We start from the raw sequence: 22163 nt of genomic DNA, 5'->3' as shown, positions 1-22163 counted from the left end.
GTGCGGACATAGCCACAGTTGTAGGTTTAAAACTGGCCATAATAGGACGACTGGATTTCAGTTACCATTGGCATCTGTTGAATGAACAGATGCCTTCCAGCTAAATTATGAACTGCTCTCAGACTTATGTTGAACTTCAAAACCTGAAGGTTCCATGCCATAAAATCTCACGATTGAACATCGTCGAAATCCAGAATGACCGGTTCGTCACTCGCTTCTAGATAACCCGTAACGCCAAGTTTTATCGCTTCCGCCGCAGATCTGAATACTAAAAAAGTACATGAATTGATTGGTAGATGGTAATCGCCAAATCTTGGATCAGTGGCCATAAAATGTAGTAATTCAAATCTAATCGGACAGTGACTGGTGTTTTAGCGGTGTCTGCCCGGTTAAATTCAGCCTAGATCTTTTTCATTCCAGACTGTTTTACCAGCGATCAGGGTTGCCATTGGCGTTCGCCCACAGCACATTTTACCCTGATGCGTTCGCTGATTATTGTAGACATCGAGCCAGTCGTCCAGGTCTTTTTGCAAGGCCGCCAGATCGTTATACAGGTGCTTGCGCAAGGTGACCTGATAAAACTCCTGCAGGATCGTCTTGTGGAAGCGTTCGCAGATGCCATTGGTCTGCGGGGATTTGACCTTGGTCTTGCTGTATTCGATGTCGTTGATCGCCAGATAGAGCTGGTAATCGTGGGTTTCTGCCCGGCCACAGTATTCGCTGCCCCGATCGGTCAGAATGCGCAGCATCGGTAGCTGCTCCGCCTCGAAGAACGGCAGCCCCTTGTCGTTCAACAGATCAGCGGCCGTGATCGGGGTTTTGGTGGTATAGAGCTTGGCAAAGGCGACTTTGGAGTAGGTATCGACAAAGGTCTGCTGATACACCCGCCCGACGCCTTTAAAGGTGCCGACATAGAAGGTGTCTTGGGAACCCAGATAGCCCGGATGCGCCGTCTCGATTTCCCCGCTGACTTCGTCATCCTGCTTTTTCTTTTCCAGGGCGGCGACTTGCGCTTCGGTTAGGATCAACCCTTGCTCCGCTACCTTCGCTTCCAGGGCTTTCAAACGCGCCTTGAAGCTCGCCAGGTCATGCCGCAGCCAGATGCTGCGCACACCGCTGGGCGAAACGAATACGCCGGCCTTGCGCAACTCATTGCTTACCCTGACTTGGCCGTAGGCAGGATAATCCAGGGCATGGGTCAATACGGCTCGTTCCGTGGCTTTATCGACTCGGTTCTTCAGGTTCGGCTGGCGTCGGCTCTTGTCGAACAGGGCTTCAATCCCACCCGTCTCGACGGCGGCCTTGTAACGGTAAAACGTATCCCGCGATAAGCCCATGGTCTTGCAGGCTTTCGACACATTGCCGAGTTCTTCGGCTAGATTCAGCAAGCCGACTTTATGTTTGATGATTCTTACGTTATTCTCAAGCATGAGGGTTACCTCTCGTGGTGTGATAATAAGCAGACACTTCTATCTCACCAGTAACCCTCGCTCTTTTCAAGCGCGGTGTCCGATCAAATCTGAACTATTCCAGATTAACCCAATAGTTAGGGTATTGGCAAATTAATTTTAACCCGAAACCCGCCTTCTTTCCTGTTGCAAGCGCTGATTTTGCCATTGTGGGCTTCGATAGCTTTCTGTGCAATGGCCAATCCCAGGCCGATGCTTTGGGATTTTTGGCTATTGGAGCCTCGGAAAAAAGGCTCGAAAATAGCCGATAATTCATTTTCGGCTACGCCCGGTCCTTGATCGGTGATGTCTATGTATAATTGGTGATCGCTGACACCAAGATTGGCGCTCACGGTGACTTCGCTGTTACTTCTTGTATGTTTAATAGCATTTCGTAGGACATTTTCGATGGCACGGTTTAACAGACCATAAAAGCCCTTAATAAAAACTTCTTCCGTAGTGGTTAATTTAATGCTTACGTTTTTGCTATCGGCTTCAAGTCGGGCATCTTCGACAATTTCAGCAATCAGCTCATTTATGTCAATGACTTCCAGTTTGCCAATCACACCTGCTTCCAGCCTGGAAAGCGCAAGCAATTCGCCGACCAGATCATTCATCCGTTGCGATTCTTTTTCAATGCGTTCCAACGTCAAGGGCATCTTATCGGGTTGCTGGTACGCCAAACCGATTGCGGCCTGGATTCTTGCCAGGGGGGAACGTAATTCGTGCGAAACATCGTGCAAAAGCCGTTGTTGCGCGTCCACCAGCACTTGAATTTTGGAAACCATATCGTCGAAGTTTTTGCCTAGGTCGGATAACTCGTCTCGACGTTCCCTCATCGTTTGCGCGGCGCGTGTATCCAAATCGCCTTTGGCAACAGAATCAAAAGCCGACCGCAATTGCCGAATGGGTTTTGCCAGATACCAAGCCAACATTCCGCTGAACATCAGGCTGACGATAAATCCCAATAAGACAGGTAGCCAAATCGGCGGTGGTTCGGGATATTTGTGTTTAAGTTTGATAGGAGAGCCGTTTCCGTCAGGCGGGTAGCTTGAAGCTTTGGTAAGGGCATGTTCGGGGAAAAGTGCAAACACCAGATAAGTAAGGCCGTTATCGGCAAGAATCCGCCTTACTATTTTGGGATTTTTGGCCAACAAAGCTTCGGCTTGCTCGATAATTTCAGGCGGCACTTCCCGGTTCAACAAGTCCTTGCCCTGATCATCCACGGCAAAAACGCGCGGAGCCGGAGTATTCAGGGTTTCTTTCAAAAAATCGTTTAACACATCCACGCCGCCCTTCTGTAAAATCTGGCTGGCGGCGCTGACAAAAGGTTCGGCATAAATATCGATCGAGGTTTCGCTCTTCCTTTCGGCATCCGTCATGGCATTGCGTTGCAACCAAACAGCCGTACCCATTCCCCCGCCAATGGTCAAGAACGCCAGCCAGAACACCAAAAAAAACTTCCAAAACAACTTGCCCATTTTGCCTTTTATCCTTTTACTAGCAAATAGCCTTTGCCTCTAACGGTTAAAATACACGAACCGCCATCGGGTAAGTTACCGAGTTTTTGCCGAATACTGCTGATATGGACATCGATGCTACGATCAAACCGTGCCAATGGCTTTCCCAACCCTTTTTCGGACAGTTCTTTTTTGCTGACAGTTAAACCGGCGTTTTCTGCCAACACTTCGAGCAGATTAAACTCCGTGCTGGTCAACTCCAAAGATCGGCCTTGCCAGTCCGCCTTACGTTTTTTCGGCCATAAGGTCAATACTCCTTCAATTAACTGATCTTCGGATTGCCTGGGCGCATTGATAGGCTCTATCCGGCGTAATATCGCCCGTATGCGGGCAACCAATTCTCTGGGAGTACAGGGTTTAGGAACGTAGTCGTCGGCTCCCGTCTCAAGGCCGACAATACGGTCTATATCGTCACCTTTTGCCGTCAACATAAGAACCGGAACTTGGCTTTCCAGGCGAATCCTGCTCAATACCTCGATCCCTTTCATACCGGGCAGCATGACATCCAACACTACCAAGTCATAATTTCCCGTTATTGCCTCATCTCTGCCCGATTCGCCGTCATGGCAGACGGCCACAACAAGCCCCTCTTGTTCAAGGTATTCCTTCAGCATTTCCGCCAGTTCGATATCATCGTCTATCAATAATATTTTTACCAAAATTTACCTCCAATTTTTACAAGCTAATAATAACGGTTAATGATGCGTGAAAGCCAAAATTTACCTGAATTTACATTACCTTAACGGCAGTTAACAAATATCTCGGCGATACTGTACACAACGAAAGCTTTGCTTGATGTCGTTATTATTAATTTTTTTGGAGCCGATCATGAAACCAAATATTTACAAAATGGTAGCTGTTTTAGGGTTGATCCCCGTGTTTGCTTTCGCAAATCCGTTTGCCGCTTATTATGACCCTTTGTTTAGTCATGAACCCCATAGCCCACACGGAATGCCGCACCGCCCGCCGCATCATCCCGATATGAAATGCGGGGAGTTTTTGCCGCCGTACTTACAGGGAGTAGAGTTAATGGATGCCCAGAAGAAATCTATACAAGAACTGATTCAAAAAAACCAAACCGGGTGGCAGGCGAAAGAAAAACGCGGATTTGAATACAGGAATGCTATCCAAGCAAAAGTCTTTTCCAAGGAATATTCGGAACAAGCAGTTACCGAAATGATTAAAAAATCCTTGTCCCAACATGAGGAAAAGGCATTAAGCATGGCAAAGCTGGATCGTGCCATTTTCGATTTGCTGACGGTCTCCCAACAGCAACAAGTGCAGGCCAATTTTAAGAAATTTAGCGAAGGCTTTGAACAAAAGCACTAAACCGCAAAAACCATCTTCGTCATGGCTCGCCGGTTTACGTGATCCGTTCCTAACACGAAACCGGCATTCAGCCATGAATGGTGACTTTTCCTGCGGACTCAATCACTTGAGATATCACTGTTTCTGATAACTTATTGCTAGGCGCTTACCTAGTAGTCAGTCACGAAGAAACACAAGGATACAGGCGAGCCAGTTTACGTCGTGCCTGTTGCGTCGTAAATCGCCAATTGACGGGCGTCGCCTTGGTGTTGCGCGGTAGGATATTGGCTTCGACCTCACGCCGGAGGCTCTCTGTGTCCGGTATCCGCTGTGATAAACACATGTTCGACAAGACGGCCAGTTCGATCTCAGCGATGTTTAGCCAACTGCCATGCTTGGGCGTGTAGTGGAACTCCAGCCGTCGCGCCAATTCACGGGCTTGCTCTGCTGGAAAGGCTTCATACAAAGACGCCATTTTATGGGTATTCAGATTGTCCAGCACCACCCGGATCACCGCCGCGTCCGGATAAAGTTCAGCGATATGCTTCATGCTGTGCGCGAATTCGATTTTGGTCCGCCGCGCGGTGATGTCCACCTGCCGAAAACCGCGTTTAGGTTCGCAGATCATCATCAAATCGCAGACGCCTTTCCGTTCATAGCCGGTGTCATAGCGGGCCGGTTGACCGGGCTCAGGCGGGAGAGGTTGGCGGACTTCCGCAATGAGTTGCTTCGGACTTTCGTCGAAACACACAACCGGGCGCAACGGATCGTAGGGGTCTTCATAAAGGTCCAGCACGTCTTCCATCGCCGCGACAAATTCAGCACTCACCTCGGGAATGCACCACTCTTGCTTCTGCCAGGGTTTGAGAGTGTTTTTTTAAAAGCTGACGGATGGTTTCATAGCTGCAACGGTCGGCATACGCTAATTCCACCACTTTGTCCGCCAACAACCGCAAGGTCCAGTGATCATGCCCTGTCGGCGCCTCACTACAAGCCAAGGCGATAATATGGGCGGCCTGCTTCTCCGTCAGTTTTGGGGCACGTCCTGGACGGGGGCGTTCTTTCAGGGCGGCTTCCGGGCCTTCTTCCACACACCGTTGGCGCGTCGTCAACACCATTGATTCCGAGACACCCAAAGCTTGGATAATGTCTTTATCCTGAATACCCGCTGCCGCTTTTAATAAAATTCGCGCGCGTGTCAGATGGCGTGCCGCGGCTTTTCCTTTGTTGATCATGGCTTCCAAGCCACGCTTTTCGTCTTCAGTCAGATTGACTTTGTATTTAAGAGCTGGCATTGCTTGACCTCAATCAGTAACCATCAATGCCACTATAGAGTGACTTACAAGCCCAATATATCCTTTTGATTTAAATTGACTGACTACTAGACTATGACTTATTTTGATCGTCCATCTAACATATTTATCCGTGTGCTGATAGCTGCGTTGGTATCGGGCTGTACGGTAGGGCCGGACTATCAGCGGCCAACAACCGATTTACCGGCTAAATGGAGTACAGAACTTCCTAATAACCAAATGGACGGTAAGCAAAATCCGCAGGTGTGGTGGCAGTCGTTCAACGATGCCCTATTAACGTCCTTGATAACCCAAGCCCGCTTAGGCAACCGCGATCTCTATCAAGCGGAAGCCAGGATACGGGAAGCGCGTGCCAGCCGCGATCTGGCGATTGCCAACATTTTGCCGAGCTTGTCGATGAATGCGTCGGCGAGCAAAAACCAGCCGAGCAACGCTTCCCGTTTTGGCCAAGTCGGCCAGTTTAGCAGCGCTTATAATCAATTTAGCCATAGCCTGGATGCCAGTTGGGAAGTCGATTTATGGGGCAAACAGCGGCGCTCCATTGAGTCGGCAGAAGCAGGACTGGATGCGGCGGAAGAGGATTTGCGGGATGTATTAGTCAGCTTGTATGCCGAGGTCGCCATAAATTACATTGATGTCAGGCGCTATCAAAACGAACTGATTGTTGCCAAGGAGAGCCTTAAAGCACAGCAGGAAAACTATGATATTGCCTATTGGCGGGAACAAGCCGGGCTCGTTTCAAGGGTGGATGTGCTGCAAGCCAAACAATCGGTCGAAACTACCCGCGCTGATATCCCGAAGTATACCAGCTTACTGGAACAAGCCAAACATGGCTTGGCAGTGTTGTTAGGAAAGCAGCCTGCCGAGTTAAACGCCTTACTGGCACAGAGTGCGCCTATTCCTGCAGCATCCAATAGCATTGCCATCGGAATCCCAGCCGACATACTTCGGCAAAGGCCGGATGTACGCCGGTCAGAGCGCGAACTAGCGGCGCAAACTGCCCAAATCGGCGTCGCGGAAGCGGCTGCCTACCCGAGCTTTGACTTGTCGGGCTCGATCGGTGTGGAAGCCCTGGCGGCGGCTAACCTTTATACAGCCGCGGCCAAGGCTTTTCAACTAGCAGTGAGCTCTGCGTGGGTTTTGTTTGATTCCGGGCGTATCCGCAGCAATGTAAAAATGCAAACTGCGCTCCAGGAACAGGCGTTAGGCCTATACCAGAACACCATCTTGACGGCTTTAAAAGAAGTTGAGGATTCCCTTATCGCTTACACCCAAGAACGGCAACGCTGCGATGCCCTTAAAGCCTCCGTAACGATTGGGAAAGATGCGTTGACTCTGGCTGAACAACAATATCAGGCAGGGACAGCCGATTTTCTCACTGTATTGGAATCTCAGCAGTCGTTATTGACGGCCCAAAATCAACTGATAGAAAGTGAAACGGAAGTCGCCTCAAACCTGGTCACGCTTTACAAAGCCTTAGGTGGCGGATGGAATCAGAATGAAGCTAAACCAGTTGGAACACACAGTTAAAGTAAACATGCAAGCGAATAAAAACATCACAAAAATTTTAGGGATAGAAGAGGCCAATGGCAAATTCCGTTGGCTAAAAAGACCTTGGCTCTGGTGGTTGCTGGTCGCCATTATTTTATTTCTTATTCTATTCATCGCCTTGGGGATAGGAAAACCCACGCCTGTCCGCTATCAAACCGAAAAAGTTCGGCGCGGCGATTTGGTGGTTACCGTCAGCGCTACCGGTACGCTATCACCGGTCAATGAAGTCGAAGTCGGTATTGAAGTGTCGGGCACCATCGAAAAAGTCTATGCCGATTACAATGACCAAGTGAAAGTGGGGCAAGTGCTGGCAAAACTGGATACTCGAAGGCTTGAGGCGCAAGCCGAACAAAGCAGGTCGACGTTGGAGGCTGCGCGGGCGAAAGTGTTGCAGGCCAAGGCAACCTTACAAGAATCGCAACTGAAAATGAACCGTTACAATGAGACCCGCCAACTCAGCGGAGGCAAGGCGCCGTCCTCTTTGGAGATGGATGAGGCACGGGCAGACTTGGCCAGGGCCAAAGCCGATCTGGCTAACGTTAAGGCCTCTGTGTTGCAAGCGGAAAATAGCTATAAAGATTATCAAATCCAATTAAAAAAAGCCGTTGTCTATTCCCCTATCAATGGCGTAGTTTTGGAACGCTCGATTGAACCGGGACAAACGGTCGCTTCGTCATTTGAAGCGCCTGTCCTGTTCACACTGGCGGAAGATCTGACCAAGATGGAGTTGCAGGTCGATGTCGATGAAGCGGATGTTGGTTCGATCAGGGAAGGTCAGGAAGCCACGTTTACGGTGGACGCCTATCCGGACCAACCCTTCCCGGCAAAAATCACCCAAGTCCGCTTCGGATCTGAAACGGTCGATGGTGTCGTAACGTATAAAACGGTATTGGTCGTGGATAACCCGAACTTAGCGTTGCGTCCTGGAATGACCGCTACCGCCACGATTACGGTCAATAAAAAAGTCGGCGTGCTTTTGGTCAGTAATGCCGTGTTAAGATTTTCCCCACCGCAAACACTCTCCGTTGGAAAAAAATCCTCAGGAGGCTTGCTTCAAGCCATGTTACCGCGCCCACCCTCTTCCGATTCCAAACCGTCGGCTGTTGAAAAAACTACGGGTAGGCAACAGCAAGTGTGGAAACTCAGCCAAGGAAATTTAATTCCTGTTTCAATCACCAAAGGTGTGACGGATGGCGCGTATACTGAAATTGAGCCCGGATCTGTTGATGTCGAGGCCGAATTAGTGACCAGCCTGTTAGAAGAAAGTGAGTAGCGTAACCGCAATGGCTGATAATTCTTCGACCGCTTTGCTTGAGTTGCACGGTGTGACTAAAACCTACGGCATAGGTGATGCTCAGATGCATGCGTTAGCGGGCATCGACTTTAGTATTAGCCCTGGTGAATTTGTTGCCGTCATGGGTCCAAGTGGTTCAGGTAAAAGCACTTGTATGAATATACTGGGTTGCCTGGATACACCCAACAAGGGTGAATACTTGTTTCAGGGCGTGAATGTCGGCGGACTGAGCCGAAACCAACGCGCTTTATTACGTCGGAATTTTCTAGGTTTTGTCTTCCAGGGTTTTAACCTGCTTAACCGCACGACAGCTTTGGAAAATGTGGAATTACCGCTCATCTATCGAGGACTGGGTGCCGCTACTCGACACCAGCTGGCCAAAGCGGCCCTGGAAGCCGTGGGTTTATCGTCCCGTGAAACCCACACCCCAGGCGAGCTTTCCGGCGGCCAGCAACAGCGCGTCGCGATTGCCCGTGCGATTGTTACGGAACCCTCTCTGCTGTTGGCGGACGAACCAACCGGAAACCTCGATTCGAAACGCAGTATCGAGATCATGGAACTGTTAACCTCCATCAATCGGAATCAGGGCATTACGGTAGTAATGGTAACGCACGAGCCGGACATGGCCGATTATGCAAGCCGTATTATCTCTTTCAAAGATGGCTTGATAGAAAGCGACCGCAAACAAGGTGATTAAATAATATGTTAGGCAATGCATTATTATTGGCATTCAGGGAATTACGCCGCAACGTGATGCGATCGTTGTTAACCATGCTAGGCATCATTATCGGGGTTGCGGCGGTTATTGTGGTCGTAACCCTAGGCAGCGGAGCGACCCAGCAAGTCAGCCAGCAGGTCGCCAGTCTAGGCAGTAATTTATTGATGATTAGCGTAGGTAAACGGATGGGACCTGGGCAAACATCGAGCGCAGAAGCGTTCAAGATTGCCGATGCCGAGGTTCTGGCCAGGGACGTTTATGGCTTGGCTGCCGTAGCCCCTGTAGCATCAGGCTCAACCACCGGCATCTATGCCAATGAAAACTGGTCAACGGCTGTTTCGGGTTCGACGGAAGCCTTTTTTACGGTCAGCAATCAGCCGGTTGCCGAAGGCCGCCTATTTTCCGCCAGCGAAGCGCGGCGCGGTGCGTCAGTGTGCGTGATCGGCCAAACCGTGGCTACCAAGTTGTTCGGCGATCAAAACCCATTAAACAAACGGATTCGTCTGCAAAAACTGTCCTGCGAAGTAATCGGACTGTTGAAAGCTAAAGGGCAATCCACCATGGGTACAGACCAAGACGATCTTGTCGTCATACCATTGCGTACTTACCAACGCCGTATAGCCGGAAATCAGGACGTCAACCTGATTAAAGTGTCGGTGAAAACCAACGTCAATTCCGATCAAGTTAAACAATCCATAGAAAGCATCATGCGCACCCGCCGGCACCTTTCCAGTGCCGAGGAAAATAATTTTAATGTCATGGACATGAAAGAAATCGCCGCGATGTTGTCGAGCACCACCCAAACCATGACCGGAATGCTCAGCGCGGTCGGTGCCGTCAGCTTGTTGGTCGGCGGCATCGGCATCATGAACATCATGCTGGTTTCCGTCACTGAACGTACGCGGGAGATCGGTATACGGTTAGCCATAGGCGCATTAGAGAATGAAGTGTTGTTGCAGTTTTTGGTGGAAGCCGTGGTCCTGTCGTCGTTCGGTGGTTTTATAGGCATCGTCCTGGCGCTTGGCACGGCATTAGCATTATCCGGCGTTCTTCAAGTGCCTTTTGTTTTTCAAGGAGAGGTAGTTATTATTGCGTTTTTGTTTTCAGCAACTGTGGGAGTGATTTTTGGGTATTTCCCGGCGCGAAAAGCGGCTCGGTTAGACCCTATAGAAGCTTTACGGCACGAATAACTGCTTAGCTGCGGTCTCTAAAATGAAGATTGTCTTATATTTGAAAGATAGCAAAATTTAATTTTCCATCATAATGTTTAAACCACCGGCTTTAGCCGGTTAGCTTAAGCTGCGATAATTTGGCCAAGGAGGTGGCAATGGACTATAGATATGGCAGCCATACGGTAGATATGGCAGCCATACGGTTTATCAAATGGAGTACCATTTTGTTTGGGTCACGAAGTATCGCTACAAAGTGCTGAGTGGTGACATCGCGGAACGGGTAAGAGACTTGGTGCGACAGACCTGTGAAGCGTTTGAGATACGGATTATAAAAGGCGTGGTGAGCAAAGATCATGTCCACATTTTGGTCAGTGCTCCGCCGAATCTGGCGCCCAGCGAAATCATGAGGCGAATCAAAGGAAGGACTTCGAGCTGCCTGTTCGAGGAGTTTCCGCACTTGAAGAAGCGGTACTGGGGAAGGCATTTTTGGGCGCGCGGGTATTTTTGCGCCACCGTTGGCCAGATGACTGATGAGACGATTCAACACTATTTGGAGCATCACTTTGAACCGAATCCAAACGATAATTTTAAAATGGAGCCTGACTAAGACGCGTCGTTGAGTCGACGCGTATCCGGACTTTCAGTCCGTTATCCGAACCCACCCGCTTTTAGCGGGTGGTTGTTAAGTAAATTGCTGTCATTAAATTGCTGTCATTCGATAGAAATGAATGATCGGTGGTTAAGGGCCGAACTCAACCATTAATGCGAAATTTTCTTCAGATTAATTGTTGAAACCGGCAGCTCAAGTCCGGGTTTTTACGCTTTAAAATAACGATATCTGCACGGACACGCCCTATGGTTTGCTCCGTATTTTCAACTGGCCGAGCAGCAGTTGAAGCTTGTCTTTCTGGTGGCCTTCGGCCAGCATGCGCAGATAGTGCGCCCGCAAACTTTCCGGCAGTTTGTGCGCCATCGCCGCCAGGACCGCCTCGATGTTGTACCGGTCCTTCGGGGGCGCCAGACAGGCCGGCACGCAGTCTTCGAACGCCAGTTGCAGCGACTCGCCCACCGACTCGACGGCCGCGCGGATGTTTCCGGCTTTGGCGCCGTCCGGAGTGTCGACATCGTAAGGCGGCTGCCACTCGCGCACGGGACGCAGTTGATCGACATGGCTGACGACCGCGAGCACCGGCGGCATGCGGCGATTGAGCCGTTGGTCGAACCAGTTTCTCAGTCCCGCCAAAAAACGGCTGTCGGCGGCCCGCCCGGCATGAACCGCCGAACAGACCACGATCACCAGATCGAATTCGCCGAGTTGCCGGTCGTTTTGTTCGAACCAGGCCGGATCGTCGCCGTAGCCCGGACTGTCGTAAATCAGCAGCTCGTCCCTATCGGCCTGCTGCATTTTATAGACCCGCAGTTCATCGGTGACCGGCAGCACGTCGACCGTGGTTCTGAATTCGCCCAGCAGGGCGTTGATCAGGCTGGACTTGCCGGCTTTGGTCTGGCCGGCGACCAGGACGCGCAACGGCTTTTTGACCAGGGCGTTTTCCTCTTCCGGCGCGGCCGGTGAAACCGAAGGCGGCATTAGATGGCCGCTGTACAGGGCGATCGCGTAATAGCCGATTTTCTTCACGACCGTCTGGAGCAGCCAGCGCTCCAGCAGGCCTTTGGGGTATTTGGCGATCTTGCCGGTAAAAAAATGGCTCAATTCCTGCGGGATCGCGGTGAACGGTGCCGCCGCCATCGACAGCGTGCGGCGCAGGTAATTGGCCTGCCGGAATCGTTCCCGCCATTTCAACAGTTGCAGGCCGTCCCGAACCGTAATCAGATGGCTGAACGGCACCCACTCGTCGAGGATCTCGCGCATGTCGCGGCATACCTGTTCGACGATGAACAGAATGTTGCGCAGCGGCACGTCCAGTGCCGCCCGGTCGGTTTTGGGCCGGAACTGGGCCGCCACTTCGGTAATGACGCGCTGGGCCAGGGCGGTCAGCCGGGCGGTATCGGTCAAAGGATATTCCGAAGGCTTTATCTCATTGGCCAGGGCATCGATCCGGCCCCAGATTTCCCGGGCCGCCGGCGACCAGCGGTCGTCCGGAGCGACGCTGGGCCAGTCGGCCGGCAACGGCGTTTCCTCCTTCATTTTCCGGCTCAGGATCCAGGCGATGCCGTAGGACGACAGCAACACCGGCAACGCGACCAGCAGGTAATGGTGCTGCCACAGCCAAACCCCGCCGAGCACCAGCAAGGCCAGCCAAGGCAGCGAAACCAGAACGAGAAGAATCGCCAGGCGGGTCGTCGTTCTCATGGCGCCGAGCCTTGCTTCCGGTTGACGGCGTCGCGCAGTAATTCGCCGCCCCGCAGGAATTCCTTTTTAAACAGCTCGCTCAGGGCTTCCGGACTCAACGCCCTCCCTTGCCGGGTATGGGCGAAATAGGAGCACAGCGTTTTGCCCAGCGCGTAAGTGACCGCCGCCGTATAAACGCCCGCCATGCCGGCGGCGACGGTTTGTCCGTAGAAAGGCACCAGCTTCAGCAACTCGCGCCCGCCCATGCCCGACAGGAAGCCGAGCCCGACGGCGCCGACGATTTCGCTGATGCTTTTTTTGGTCAAAGGCAAGCCGTAAACGCTGGCGATGCTGTGGAACATTTTTCCCTGCAGCGCGATGACCGCGCTCAAACTGGCGGCAGGCGCCGGTATCGCCGCGGTGCAGCCGGCCAGGACCGCGTAGCCGACGATATGGGAGTGGGCCGTTTTCAAATACACGTCGTTGATCCGGCCGATGTCCAGCATTTCCCGAAGCCCCAACGGCAAAGCCGTTTCGATGGCGGCCCACAGCGCATCCAGCCCGTAATCCTGCACCGTGTAATCGTCTTCGGGCAAGGTAAAATCGATCGGTACGAATTGTGCGTTCATTCCCTGAAAATATTCGCGTTGCTTCAGCAGCGAATAGCGAAGATCGGGCGGCACCGCAGCGCCGATCGCACCGCTTGCGAACGGATACGGCTCGGGATGTTCCATCGTCCGGCCAGGATAGCCTTCGTGCAGGGTCGTTTGTGCGACGATCAGCGGCCAGTTGGGATGGGCTTTGTGGATCTGCCGGACGGCCTTCAGCACGGCGTCCTGCTGATGATCCATCGCCTTCATGACCACGATCGGCAAATGCGCCTGCCGCTCGCACCAGGCCATGTCTTCTCCGGCATCGTAACCGGCTTCGGACAAGCCGCGGGTATCCAGAAAGCGCAAAAAGGCGGTTTCGCTGTCGGGATAATCGAACAGCATCGCCGTTTGCGTGCATGGCTTGAAGCCGTTCCCCACTTCCGCTGCCGTCGACCGGGTCAGCGTCCGGATGATCGCGCTTTTGCCGCTTTGGGTCTTGCCGAGCAGCCAGAACACCGGAACCTGTGCGCCGGCGTGAACGGCCCGGATGGCGTTTTCGGCTTCCGCATCGAGTTTCGGATTGAGAATCCTGCCGGTGTAATCCTGAAGGCTTGAAAAAGGCTTGTCGACTTTATCGCTCCATTTTTTCCAGAATTTCCAGTCAACGGAGCGGCGGCTCGGCTTGGTCATGACAGATTGATTGATTTGCACATTTAAAAAAACACTCCGGTTAGACAAGGGGATGGAGCGATTGTTATCCGGCAAAAATAATTATTACCCGCCGGCAACGTCTGGCACGGTCGCGGCCAGAGGCATCGGGTTTCCGGACGAAGCTCATGGCGTGGATGAAACCGCGGTTCCGGAAGAGTTTTTTAAAGATTATATTCATAGGAAGCTCTCTTCAAGATCCGGCAGGGAATGGAAGGGTAAACCGTTTTTTGGTTTATTTAACCCACAGCAACCGGTTTTTTTGATGCGATTGAAGCTAGTGAGAGTCATTAAAATTTCGAATAATTATTTTTTGTCAATGACTTGCTTAAATTGGCATCAATTTTGCGTATTACCTTTCATGCGCTATGAATCGCTGCATAAATTGTTTTGACTTGCCGTGGTTTAGGCACAGATCCGTGCTGGCGGCAAAATTTTATTAATGTAACTCATGACAAAACCGGCATCAATAAATCGGTATCTTATTTTTACTAGTACAAATAGCGGAATGGACAATATGGCATGCAAGTATGACCTGATCAGGTTATCCGGAATTTTAAAATGGATTTTTCCCTTACGAAAAATAATAAGTTCCTATATCAAAACGGCTAATTCCATCAGCCGTTTTTTGTTTTTTTACACTCCGGGTTCCAAAGCAATGATCAATAGAATCCCCGTATTGATCGGCTTGACCGTTATTTTGTCAAGCGGTTGCCAGCAAGCCGAAACCGAGCATCATGAAGAGATGCCTAAACTGGAGGCTACCACGCCGCTTCGTCAAGATACTTCCGTCACGAAAGAATATGTCTGTCAGATTCATGCCATCCGGCATATCGAGGTTCGTGCTCTGGAAAGAGGTTATTTACAGGCTATTTTTGTCGACGAGGGAAAAATGGTGAAGCAGGGGCAACCCATGTTCAAAATCATGCCCAACATCTATCAGGCTGAACTTTTAAAAGCGAAAGCCGAGGCCAATACCGCCCATATCGAATACCTCAATACCAAGGGTTTGGCCGATCAAAAAATCGTTTCATTGAATGAATTGGCCTTGGCTAAAGCGAAACTGGACAAGGCCAACGCGGAAGTGAAACTGGCGGAAACCCATTTGGGCTTTACCAACATCAATGCGCCTTTCGACGGGATCATGGACCATCTGGACGTCAGAAACGGCAGCCTTGTCGAAGAAGGCGCTTTGCTGACCACGCTGTCGGACGTCAGCAAATTATGGGTGTATTTCAACGTCCCGGAAGCCGAGTATCTGGATTACAAAATGCATCAAAAGGACGGCGCGCCTGCCCAGGTCAAACTCAGAATGGCGAACGGCCAGATTTACAATCAAACCGGCGTGATCGAGACAATCGAAGCGGATTTCGACAATACCGCCGGCAACATCGAGTTTCGCGCCACCTTTCAGAATCCGGATATGTTGCTCAGGCACGGCGAGACGGGAACAATCTTAATGGGCAAGCCCTATAAAAACGCTATGCTCATTCCGCAAAAAGCGGTATTCGAAATCATGGATAAAAACTACGTCTACGTCATTAACAAAGAAAACAAACTGGAGCAACGGCTAATCAAGATCGAAGCCGACATACCGCATCTGTTTATCATCAAAGATGGCTTGCAGGACGATGACAAGATCTTGCTCGAAGGCTTGCGTAAAGTACATCCCGGGGAAGAGGTGAAGATCGATTTAAGGCCGCCGGAAAAGGTTCTCCCCGAGTTGGAACTGTACGCCGAGTAACCTTTAATCTAAGCAGTGATCAATCATGTTTAACATCTTTATTAAAAGACCCGTGATGGCGATCGTGTTATCGCTCGTGTTCCTGTTCATGGGCTTCCTGGCAATCCGATCCTTGCCCATTGCCCAGTTTCCAGATATTGCGCCGCCGCGGGTTACGGTTTCGTTATCGTTTCCCGGCTCCAGCGCCGACGTGCTGGTGCAGTCGTCCCTGATTATGATCGAACGCGCCATTAACGGCGTGCCCGGCATGAAATACCTCACCTCGGATGCGACCAGCGCCGGCGAATCGACCATTCAAGTGTATTTCAATCTGGGGGTCGATCCCAACATTGCGATGGTTAACGTAAAGACGCGCGTGGATCAGATGATGAGCAGACTGCCCAAACTGGTACAGTTGGAAGGCGTGATCGTGAACTTCGTCCAGCCCAGCATGCTGATGTACGTCAACCTGTACAGCAAGGACAAAAACGCCGATCAGAAGCTTTTATTTAATTATGCCTACGTCAGCGTTATTCCGGAAATTCAGCGCATCACCGGCATCGCCCAAGCAACCATATTGGGCGCCCGCCAATATGCGATGCGGATTTGGCTGAATCCGGACCGGATGCGGGCCTATAACGTTTCGGTCGACGAGGTGATGGACGCCATCGGGGATCAAAGCATTATCGGACGTCCCGGCCGACTGGGCCAAAGCACGGGCATTGCCGCCCAGTCCAAAGAATATGTGCTGGTCTATAAAGGGCGTTTCAATAAAAAGGAAGAATATGAAAACATTATTGTCCGGGCCAACCCGGAAGGTGAGATTCTGCGCATTAAAGACATTGCCAAAGTCGATCTGAACAGCGAGTTTTATAATATTTACTCCGATAAAGACGGGTTTCCTTCCGCATCCATCGTGCTGAAACAAAACTACGGTACTAATGCCCAAAAGGTCATAGAGGACGTCAAGGAAAAATTGAAAGAGTTGAAAAAATCCTTCCCGGAAGGCATGGACTACGAAATTAATTACGACGTATCGAGATTCGTTGAAGCTTCCATCGACAAAGTCCTGCACACTTTGGGCGAAGCGTTCTTGCTGGTATCCTTGGTGGTGTTTGTGTTTTTGGGCGACTGGCGTTCCACCTTGATCCCAATACTTGCGGTACCGGTCTCGCTGATTGGAGCCTTTGCCGTGATGTCGGCGTTCGGGCTTTCCATCAACCTGATTACGCTGTTCGCCCTGGTGTTGGCCATCGGCATCGTGGTCGATGATGCGATCGTGGTGGTCGAAGCGGTGCATGCGAAAATGGAGGCAGAGCATGTTTCTCCTTTTGTCGCCTCGAAAAAAGTCTTGGGGGAAATCGGCGGCGCCATTGTAGCGATTACGCTGGTCATGGTGTCCGTGTTCGTCCCTATTGCGTTCATGTCCGGGCCGGTCGGCGTATTTTACCGGCAATTCGGTATCGCCATGGCATCGTCGATCGTCATTTCAGCGATCGTGGCGTTATCGCTTTCCCCGGTTCTGTGCGCGATGATTCTAAAAAACACGCACGGACAGAAAAAACGGAAAACGCCGATCAGTCTTTTCATTGATGCATTCAACGCCATTTTTGAAAAGGTCACGGGACGATACATTAAAATTCTTAATGTCGTCGTCATGCGACGGTTGTTGACCTTTTCGATATTGGGCGGATTTTGTTTCGGTATTTATACTGTCAGTCTAACCTTGCCTTCCGGCTTTATTCCGGGTGAAGACCAAGGCATGATTTACGCGATTATCCAGACGCCGCCCGGCTCCACCATCGAAGTGACGAACAAAGTGGCGCGGCAACTGGAAGAGATAGCTGAAAAAATCGACGGCGTGCAATCGGTTTCTTCCTTGGCAGGCTACGAAGTGCTCACCGAAGGACGCGGTTCGAATGCTGGCACCTGTGTCATCAATCTGAAAGATTGGACCCAACGTAAACATTCCGTACAGGACGTCATCCACGAACTCGAGGAGAAAACCCATGACATGGGTGCGGTCATCGAGTTTTTTCAACCGCCGGCAGTGCCGGGTTACGGCGCGGCATCCGGCTTGGCGTTTCGTTTATTGGACAAGACCATAGACACGGATTACTTCGAGTTCGACAAAATTAACCATACGTTCATGGATGCGATGCGCAAACGCAAGGAGCTGACCGGATTATTTACCTTTTATGCGGCCAATTATCCGCAATACGAACTGATTATCGACAATAAGCTCGCGATGCAAAAAGGCGTGACCATCGACAAGGCGATGAACAACCTGGACATCATGATCGGCAGCACCTATGAGCAGGGCTTTATCCGCTTCAACAACTTTTTTAAGGTCTATGCCCAGGCTCTGCCCGAATTTCGGCGCTTCCCTGAGGATGTGTTGAAATACTACGTGAAAAACGACAAAGGCGAGATGGTGCCGTACTCCGCCTTCATGACCATGAAGAAACGGCAAGGTCCCAACGAGATCACGCGTTATAACCTTTACAATTCCGCCGCTATCCGCGCCGAGCCGGCGGCCGGTTATACCACAGGAGCCGCCATCAAGGCGATCCAGGAAGTCGCCGCTGAAGTTTTACCGCAAGGTTTTGCCGTCGCGTGGGAAGGCTTGACGTTTGACGAAGCCCGCCGCGGTACTGAAGCAATAGAGATCTTCGTGGTCGTTATCATGTTCGTCTATCTGGTGCTGGCCGCACAGTACGAAAGCTTTGTTTTGCCGTTAGTCGTATTATGCTCGCTGCCCCCCGGTCTTTTCGGCGCATTCTTCCTGCTGAAAGAATTGGGTCTTGCCAACGATGTCTATTCCCAACTGGGGCTGGTGATGTTAGTGGGGTTGCTCGGCAAAAACGCGGTATTGATTGTGGAATTCGCGGTGCAGAAGCAAGCTCAGGGCATGACGGTTAAAGAGGCGGCGATCGAGGGCGCCAAAGCGCGTTTCCGCCCGATCTTGATGACTTCGTTCGCGTTCATCGCCGGCCTGATTCCGTTGGCGATTGCCACCGGAGCGGGAGCTGTCGGCAACCGGACGATCGGCACGGCCGCCTTGGGCGGAATGTTGTTCGGTACCGTATTCGGCGTCGTGCTGATTCCCGGGTTGTATTACGTCTTTGCCAAGATGATCGAAGGCAAGCGCTTAATTAAGCACGAAGATATCGATCCTTTAACCGAAAAATATCACTACGGTACGAATGATGTTGAAGAGTAAGACATTGCGGTTTTTGCTGTTGGGCGTTGCGGGGCTGATGTTGCAAGCCTGCGGCATCCCGGCGATGACCGCGAAAAAAGCCGACACCGCGTTGCCGGACGGTTTCAAGAATACGCAGGGCGTTTCGGCACAAAAAAATACCGCGACCGCGAACTGGGCCGATTTTTTCGAAGATCCCGATTTGATCGCATTGATCAAATCGGCGGTCGCGAACAACAAGGAAGTGAACATCATGCTGCAGCGCATCAGCGTGGCGGAAAATGAAATTCAACGGCGGAAAGGCGCTTATCTGCCTTTTGTGGGCATCGGCGCGGGCGCCGGCGCGGACAAGGTCGGCCAATTTACGCGCAGCGGCGCGGTCGAGGAAAATCTCGAAATACGGCCGGGCGAGTCGTTTCCGACCTTGCTCGGCGATTATCAGTTCGGGCTGTTTTCGACCTGGGAGATCGACGTCTGGAAAAAGCTCAGGAACGAGAAACAAGTGGCCGTGCTGGACTACATGGCGTCGATCGAAGGCCGGCACTTTTTGGTGACCAATTTGGTCGCCGAGGTCGCGCATTCGTATTACGAACTGCTCGCGCTGGACAATCAGCTTGAGAATCTGGAGCAATACATCACCATTCTGCAGAATGGCTTGGAGATGGTCAAGCAATTGCAGATTTATGCCAGGTCGAATGCGCTCGCGGTCAAACGTTACGCAGCGGAAGTGACCAAAAACGAAAGCAGAAAATACGAGATCAAACAGCAGATCAGCGTCATTGAAAACCGCATCAATTTTTTGCTGGGGCGCACGTCGGGAACGATTAAGCGCCGCTCGGCCGGCTTCATGAGTATCAAGCCGAAAATGCTCGAAGTGGGCATCCCCTCGCAATTGCTGCAAAACCGGCCGGACATCCGGCAAGCGGAGCTGGAGCTGGCGGCGGCCGACTTGAGCATCAAAGTGGCGCGGGCAAATTTTTACCCGACTTTCGGCATCAAGGCCGGCATCGGCTTTCAGGCGTTCGCGCTCAAATACCTGATCAACACGCCGGAGTCACTGGCGGCGACGATCGCCGGCGAGATGGTCGCGCCGCTGGTGAACAAAAACGCGATCATCGCCGAATACAAAAACGCCAACGCCAAGCAGATTCAGGCGGCTTACGAGTACGAGCAAAGCATCATCAAGGCTTATATGGAAGTGGCCAATCAAATTTCGAACATCGACAACCTGGACAAAAACTATCGCTTCAAGAGCAATCAAGTGGACTCGCTCGTGCAATCGATCGACGTGGCCAACCAGTTGTTTCTGTCGGCCCGCGCCGATTATCTGGAGGTTTTATTGACGCAAAGGGATGCTTTGGACGCCAAAAAGGAACTCATCGAAACGAAACAGAAGCAAATGAGCGCCATGGTGGATTTGTATAAATCGCTCGGCGGCGGTTGGCAGTCGTAAGGGTCGCAGGGCTGTAGGGCGCGGTGAGGATCGAACCGCACTCGTGCCCTTTGGGTATCGTTCGCGATGGATGCGGTTCCTGTCGTCACCGCATCCTGTGAGCTGATCGGGAAAGCCAAAACTGGCTTATCCCACCCCGAACGGATTGAATCAGGCCGTTGCTGATCGGCCCGAGCCTACCACCTGCGGCTCACGAAGACGTCGTCGGAGTCGTTGTTATCGCCCGGAACCAGATTGCTGGAATCGGACGCAAACGAGATGAAACGGCCGGTGGCAGAAACGGAAGCGCCGTAACTGCCGAAATAATTGCTGTTCGCCGCTTTCGGATCGACCGACACTACTTCGGTCGTACCGGTTTTACGGTCGTGCACGACCACATTCGTGGTCAAATAACCCCACTCATTGTAGGCTCCGCCGTAATCGGAAGTGAACGCCACGAAGCGGCCGTTGGCGGAAATGGTAGGCAAGACGCTGTATCCCTTGAACTCGCCTTCTGCACTGTCGACGGAGACGCGCGTCGTCTTGCCCGTCTTAAAGTCGTGCACAAAGATATCCGCCCCGTTATAGGAGCCCTCGACAATGTCCGCGTTGTGATCGCCCTCCACCAGATTGCAGGCGCCCGACGCAAACGCGACGAAGCGCCCGTAACGGGAAATGGAAGGCTGATAGCTTGACAGAACATATTCGCTGGCGCCGCCGCAATATTCGGAGGGGGCGTATCCCGCCCCGCTGGCTTCCCCGCCGGCGCTGTTCACCGAGGCCCGCTTGGTCTCGCCGGTTTTCAGATCATGAACGAAAATATCGGCCAGTCCGTTCGTATCGTTGGGCACCAGGTTGTCGGAACCGGACGAAAACGCCACGAACCGCCCATTGGCCGAAATGACGGGATCCTGGCTGTAGCTGTTGCCGCCGGTTCCGGCACTGTCGACCGATGCACGCACCGTGATGCCGGTTTTAAGATCGCGCACGAAAACGTCGGTGGTCTCGTTGTCGTCTCCCGGAACCAAGTTGCCGGCCGAGGAATTGAATACCACATAGCGCCCGTTGGCAGAAACGGAAGCCTCGTAACTGCCTCCGTCCGCTTCTTTTTCGTTACTATCTACCGACACTCGTTGAGTGACACCGATTTTGAGATCACGCACGAACACGTCGTAAACGCCGTTGGCGTCTCCTTCCACCAGATTGCTCGCTCCCGAACTGAACGCTACGTAACGGCCGTCGGAGGATAGGGCGAAAGCGTAGCTGTCGCCGTTACTGTCGGTTCCCGCAGCGGATACGGAGACGCGCTGGGTGGTTCCTTTTTTGAGATCCCGGACAAAGATGTCGGCCAGTCCGTTGTTGTCTCCCGGCACCAGGTTGCTGGCATCGGATTTGAAAACCACGTAGCGGCCGTTGGCGGAGAGCGTCGGGCCGAAATAAGTGGAACTGGAATTGTTGCCTTCCTGGCCGTTATCTGCTACCGACGCGCGAACAATCGAAGACGGCGCGGCGACGGCGGCGGGAGAAGTCGCCAGAATCGGAATCAGGCAGGCGAAAAGGGAACGGGAGGATAATTTATCGGAGATAGAGCTTTTTATTTTCATTTTTAGTCGCTTTTTTATTTTTACGATGGGGTCGGCTTTATAAAACCACTCTTCTGCCGTCAGGGAACTTTATTTCGGACGCCCGGCTTTTTCCATTGATCCCGATCGGAGGCTTTCCGTCGCCCTTGACTTGCAGACGGGTTTGGCCTGAGTGGGCTTGAGACTCTAACATATGTAGTCAATACCTTCCATTCATTTTAGCCGTTCTCGTTACTTCGAGTCCAAACCGGAGCGGCTCACCAGTTCGACTTACCGCACTACAAGCCTGATGACGCGGAGGGCTCGCC

Annotated in this window: 17 protein-coding genes; 10 read left to right on the top strand and 7 right to left on the bottom strand. The window is 51.9% G+C overall.

What is annotated here, in order from left to right; all coding sequences use genetic code 11:
* Positions 1-395: 395 nt before the first annotated feature.
* The 3 genes from A3OW_RS0113425 to A3OW_RS0113415 form a co-directional block, all read right to left on the bottom strand.
* On the bottom strand, positions 396-1430 hold the full coding sequence (locus A3OW_RS0113425) for an IS481 family transposase (RefSeq protein WP_020563959.1): 1035 nt from the start codon (positions 1428-1430) through the stop codon (positions 396-398).
* A 116-nt stretch (positions 1431-1546) separates the two neighbouring features.
* Complete coding sequence (locus A3OW_RS0113420) at positions 1547-2929, bottom strand: ATP-binding protein (protein ID WP_020563958.1); 1383 nt, start codon at positions 2927-2929, stop codon at positions 1547-1549.
* 8 nt (positions 2930-2937) lie between these two features.
* Entirely contained in the window at positions 2938-3627 is a 690-nt protein-coding gene (locus A3OW_RS0113415; protein ID WP_020563957.1) for a response regulator transcription factor, read from the bottom strand.
* A gap of 169 nt (positions 3628-3796) precedes the next feature.
* Here A3OW_RS0113415 and A3OW_RS27880 point away from each other — a divergent pair, with 169 nt between their 5' ends.
* Positions 3797-4297, top strand: a complete 501-nt coding sequence (locus tag A3OW_RS27880; RefSeq protein WP_157385893.1) for a Spy/CpxP family protein refolding chaperone — start codon at positions 3797-3799, stop codon at positions 4295-4297.
* 160 nt (positions 4298-4457) lie between these two features.
* Here A3OW_RS27880 and A3OW_RS27170 read toward each other — a convergent pair.
* A protein-coding gene (locus A3OW_RS27170) for an IS630 family transposase (protein WP_085984334.1) occupies positions 4458-5571 on the bottom strand; the annotation gives its coding sequence in 2 pieces (ribosomal slippage) (positions 4458-5145 and positions 5144-5571; 1116 coding nt in all).
* 93 nt (positions 5572-5664) lie between these two features.
* Between A3OW_RS27170 and A3OW_RS0113395 the strand changes: the two genes are divergently transcribed.
* The 5 genes from A3OW_RS0113395 (at position 5665) to tnpA (ending at position 10931) form a co-directional block, all read left to right on the top strand.
* Positions 5665-7119, top strand: coding sequence for an efflux transporter outer membrane subunit (locus A3OW_RS0113395; RefSeq protein WP_051091817.1), 1455 nt, complete (start codon positions 5665-5667; stop codon positions 7117-7119).
* Entirely contained in the window at positions 7088-8413 is a 1326-nt protein-coding gene (locus A3OW_RS0113390; RefSeq protein WP_020563953.1) for an efflux RND transporter periplasmic adaptor subunit, read from the top strand. The genes A3OW_RS0113395 and A3OW_RS0113390 overlap by 32 nt, the downstream gene beginning before the upstream one ends.
* A gap of 10 nt (positions 8414-8423) precedes the next feature.
* Positions 8424-9131 carry an ABC transporter ATP-binding protein gene (locus A3OW_RS0113385; protein ID WP_026223583.1) on the top strand — a complete coding sequence of 236 codons (708 nt, stop codon included), beginning with the start codon at positions 8424-8426 and terminating at the stop codon, positions 9129-9131.
* A 5-nt stretch (positions 9132-9136) separates the two neighbouring features.
* Positions 9137-10342, top strand: coding sequence for an ABC transporter permease (locus tag A3OW_RS0113380; RefSeq protein WP_020563951.1), 1206 nt, complete (start codon positions 9137-9139; stop codon positions 10340-10342).
* Between the two features lie 148 nt (positions 10343-10490).
* Positions 10491-10931, top strand: coding sequence for an IS200/IS605 family transposase (gene tnpA / locus A3OW_RS0113375; RefSeq protein WP_026223582.1), 441 nt, complete (start codon positions 10491-10493; stop codon positions 10929-10931).
* Positions 10932-11177: 246 nt separating this feature from the next.
* Here the strand turns inward: tnpA and A3OW_RS0113370 are convergent, their stop codons facing one another.
* Together A3OW_RS0113370 and A3OW_RS0113365 are read right to left on the bottom strand one after the other, a co-directional pair.
* A complete protein-coding gene (locus tag A3OW_RS0113370) occupies positions 11178-12635 on the bottom strand; it encodes a GTPase family protein (protein ID WP_020563949.1) in 1458 nt (485 codons plus the stop codon).
* The gene (locus tag A3OW_RS0113365) at positions 12632-13918 is read right to left on the bottom strand and encodes a YcjF family protein (protein WP_232422382.1); all 1287 of its coding nucleotides are present in this window, start codon (positions 13916-13918) and stop codon (positions 12632-12634) included. Before A3OW_RS0113365 ends, A3OW_RS0113370 begins: the two co-directional genes overlap by 4 nt.
* 31 nt (positions 13919-13949) lie before the next feature.
* Here A3OW_RS0113365 and A3OW_RS26495 point away from each other — a divergent pair, with 31 nt between their 5' ends.
* The 4 genes from A3OW_RS26495 (at position 13950) to A3OW_RS0113350 (ending at position 20293) form a co-directional block, all read left to right on the top strand.
* On the top strand, positions 13950-14309 hold the full coding sequence (locus A3OW_RS26495; RefSeq protein WP_020563947.1) for a hypothetical protein: 360 nt from the start codon (positions 13950-13952) through the stop codon (positions 14307-14309).
* Positions 14310-14573: 264 nt separating this feature from the next.
* Positions 14574-15659, top strand: a complete 1086-nt coding sequence (locus A3OW_RS0113360) for an efflux RND transporter periplasmic adaptor subunit (RefSeq protein ID WP_026223580.1) — start codon at positions 14574-14576, stop codon at positions 15657-15659.
* 25 nt (positions 15660-15684) lie between these two features.
* Positions 15685-18861, top strand: a complete 3177-nt coding sequence (locus A3OW_RS0113355; protein WP_020563945.1) for an efflux RND transporter permease subunit — start codon at positions 15685-15687, stop codon at positions 18859-18861.
* A complete protein-coding gene (locus A3OW_RS0113350; RefSeq protein WP_020563944.1) occupies positions 18848-20293 on the top strand; it encodes a TolC family protein in 1446 nt (481 codons plus the stop codon). The genes A3OW_RS0113355 and A3OW_RS0113350 overlap by 14 nt, the downstream gene beginning before the upstream one ends.
* Positions 20294-20469: 176 nt before the next feature.
* Here the strand turns inward: A3OW_RS0113350 and A3OW_RS0113345 are convergent, their stop codons facing one another.
* Positions 20470-21876 carry a TolB family protein gene (locus A3OW_RS0113345; RefSeq protein WP_020563943.1) on the bottom strand — a complete coding sequence of 469 codons (1407 nt, stop codon included), beginning with the start codon at positions 21874-21876 and terminating at the stop codon, positions 20470-20472.
* Between the last annotated feature and the right edge of the window lie 287 nt (positions 21877-22163).

Origin of the sequence: Methylosarcina fibrata AML-C10 (assembly GCF_000372865.1) — a bacterium.
In the GTDB taxonomy this organism is placed as follows: domain Bacteria; phylum Pseudomonadota; class Gammaproteobacteria; order Methylococcales; family Methylomonadaceae; genus Methylosarcina; species Methylosarcina fibrata.
The sequence above is the reverse complement of the archived record's forward strand: the minus strand, read 5'-3'. Positions and strand labels throughout refer to the sequence as shown.

Bases quoted from the DNA above. Each gene is read 5' to 3' on its own strand.
- A3OW_RS26495 (WP_020563947.1), top strand. From the start codon at position 13,950: ATGGAGCGATTGTTATCCGGCAAAAATAATTATTACCCGCCGGCAACG.
- A3OW_RS27880 (WP_157385893.1), top strand. From the start codon at position 3,797: ATGAAACCAAATATTTACAAAATGGTAGCTGTTTTAGGGTTGATCCCC.
- A3OW_RS0113395 (WP_051091817.1), top strand. From the start codon at position 5,665: ATGACTTATTTTGATCGTCCATCTAACATATTTATCCGTGTGCTGATA.
- A3OW_RS0113350 (WP_020563944.1), top strand. From the start codon at position 18,848: ATGTTGAAGAGTAAGACATTGCGGTTTTTGCTGTTGGGCGTTGCGGGG.
- A3OW_RS0113420 (WP_020563958.1), bottom strand. From the start codon at position 2,929: ATGGGCAAGTTGTTTTGGAAGTTTTTTTTGGTGTTCTGGCTGGCGTTC.
- A3OW_RS0113380 (WP_020563951.1), top strand. From the start codon at position 9,137: ATGTTAGGCAATGCATTATTATTGGCATTCAGGGAATTACGCCGCAAC.
- A3OW_RS0113370 (WP_020563949.1), bottom strand. From the start codon at position 12,635: ATGAGAACGACGACCCGCCTGGCGATTCTTCTCGTTCTGGTTTCGCTG.
- A3OW_RS0113345 (WP_020563943.1), bottom strand. From the start codon at position 21,876: ATGAAAATAAAAAGCTCTATCTCCGATAAATTATCCTCCCGTTCCCTT.
- A3OW_RS0113355 (WP_020563945.1), top strand. From the start codon at position 15,685: ATGTTTAACATCTTTATTAAAAGACCCGTGATGGCGATCGTGTTATCG.
- A3OW_RS0113390 (WP_020563953.1), top strand. From the start codon at position 7,088: ATGAAGCTAAACCAGTTGGAACACACAGTTAAAGTAAACATGCAAGCG.
- A3OW_RS0113360 (WP_026223580.1), top strand. From the start codon at position 14,574: ATGATCAATAGAATCCCCGTATTGATCGGCTTGACCGTTATTTTGTCA.
- A3OW_RS0113425 (WP_020563959.1), bottom strand. From the start codon at position 1,430: ATGCTTGAGAATAACGTAAGAATCATCAAACATAAAGTCGGCTTGCTG.
- A3OW_RS0113385 (WP_026223583.1), top strand. From the start codon at position 8,424: ATGGCTGATAATTCTTCGACCGCTTTGCTTGAGTTGCACGGTGTGACT.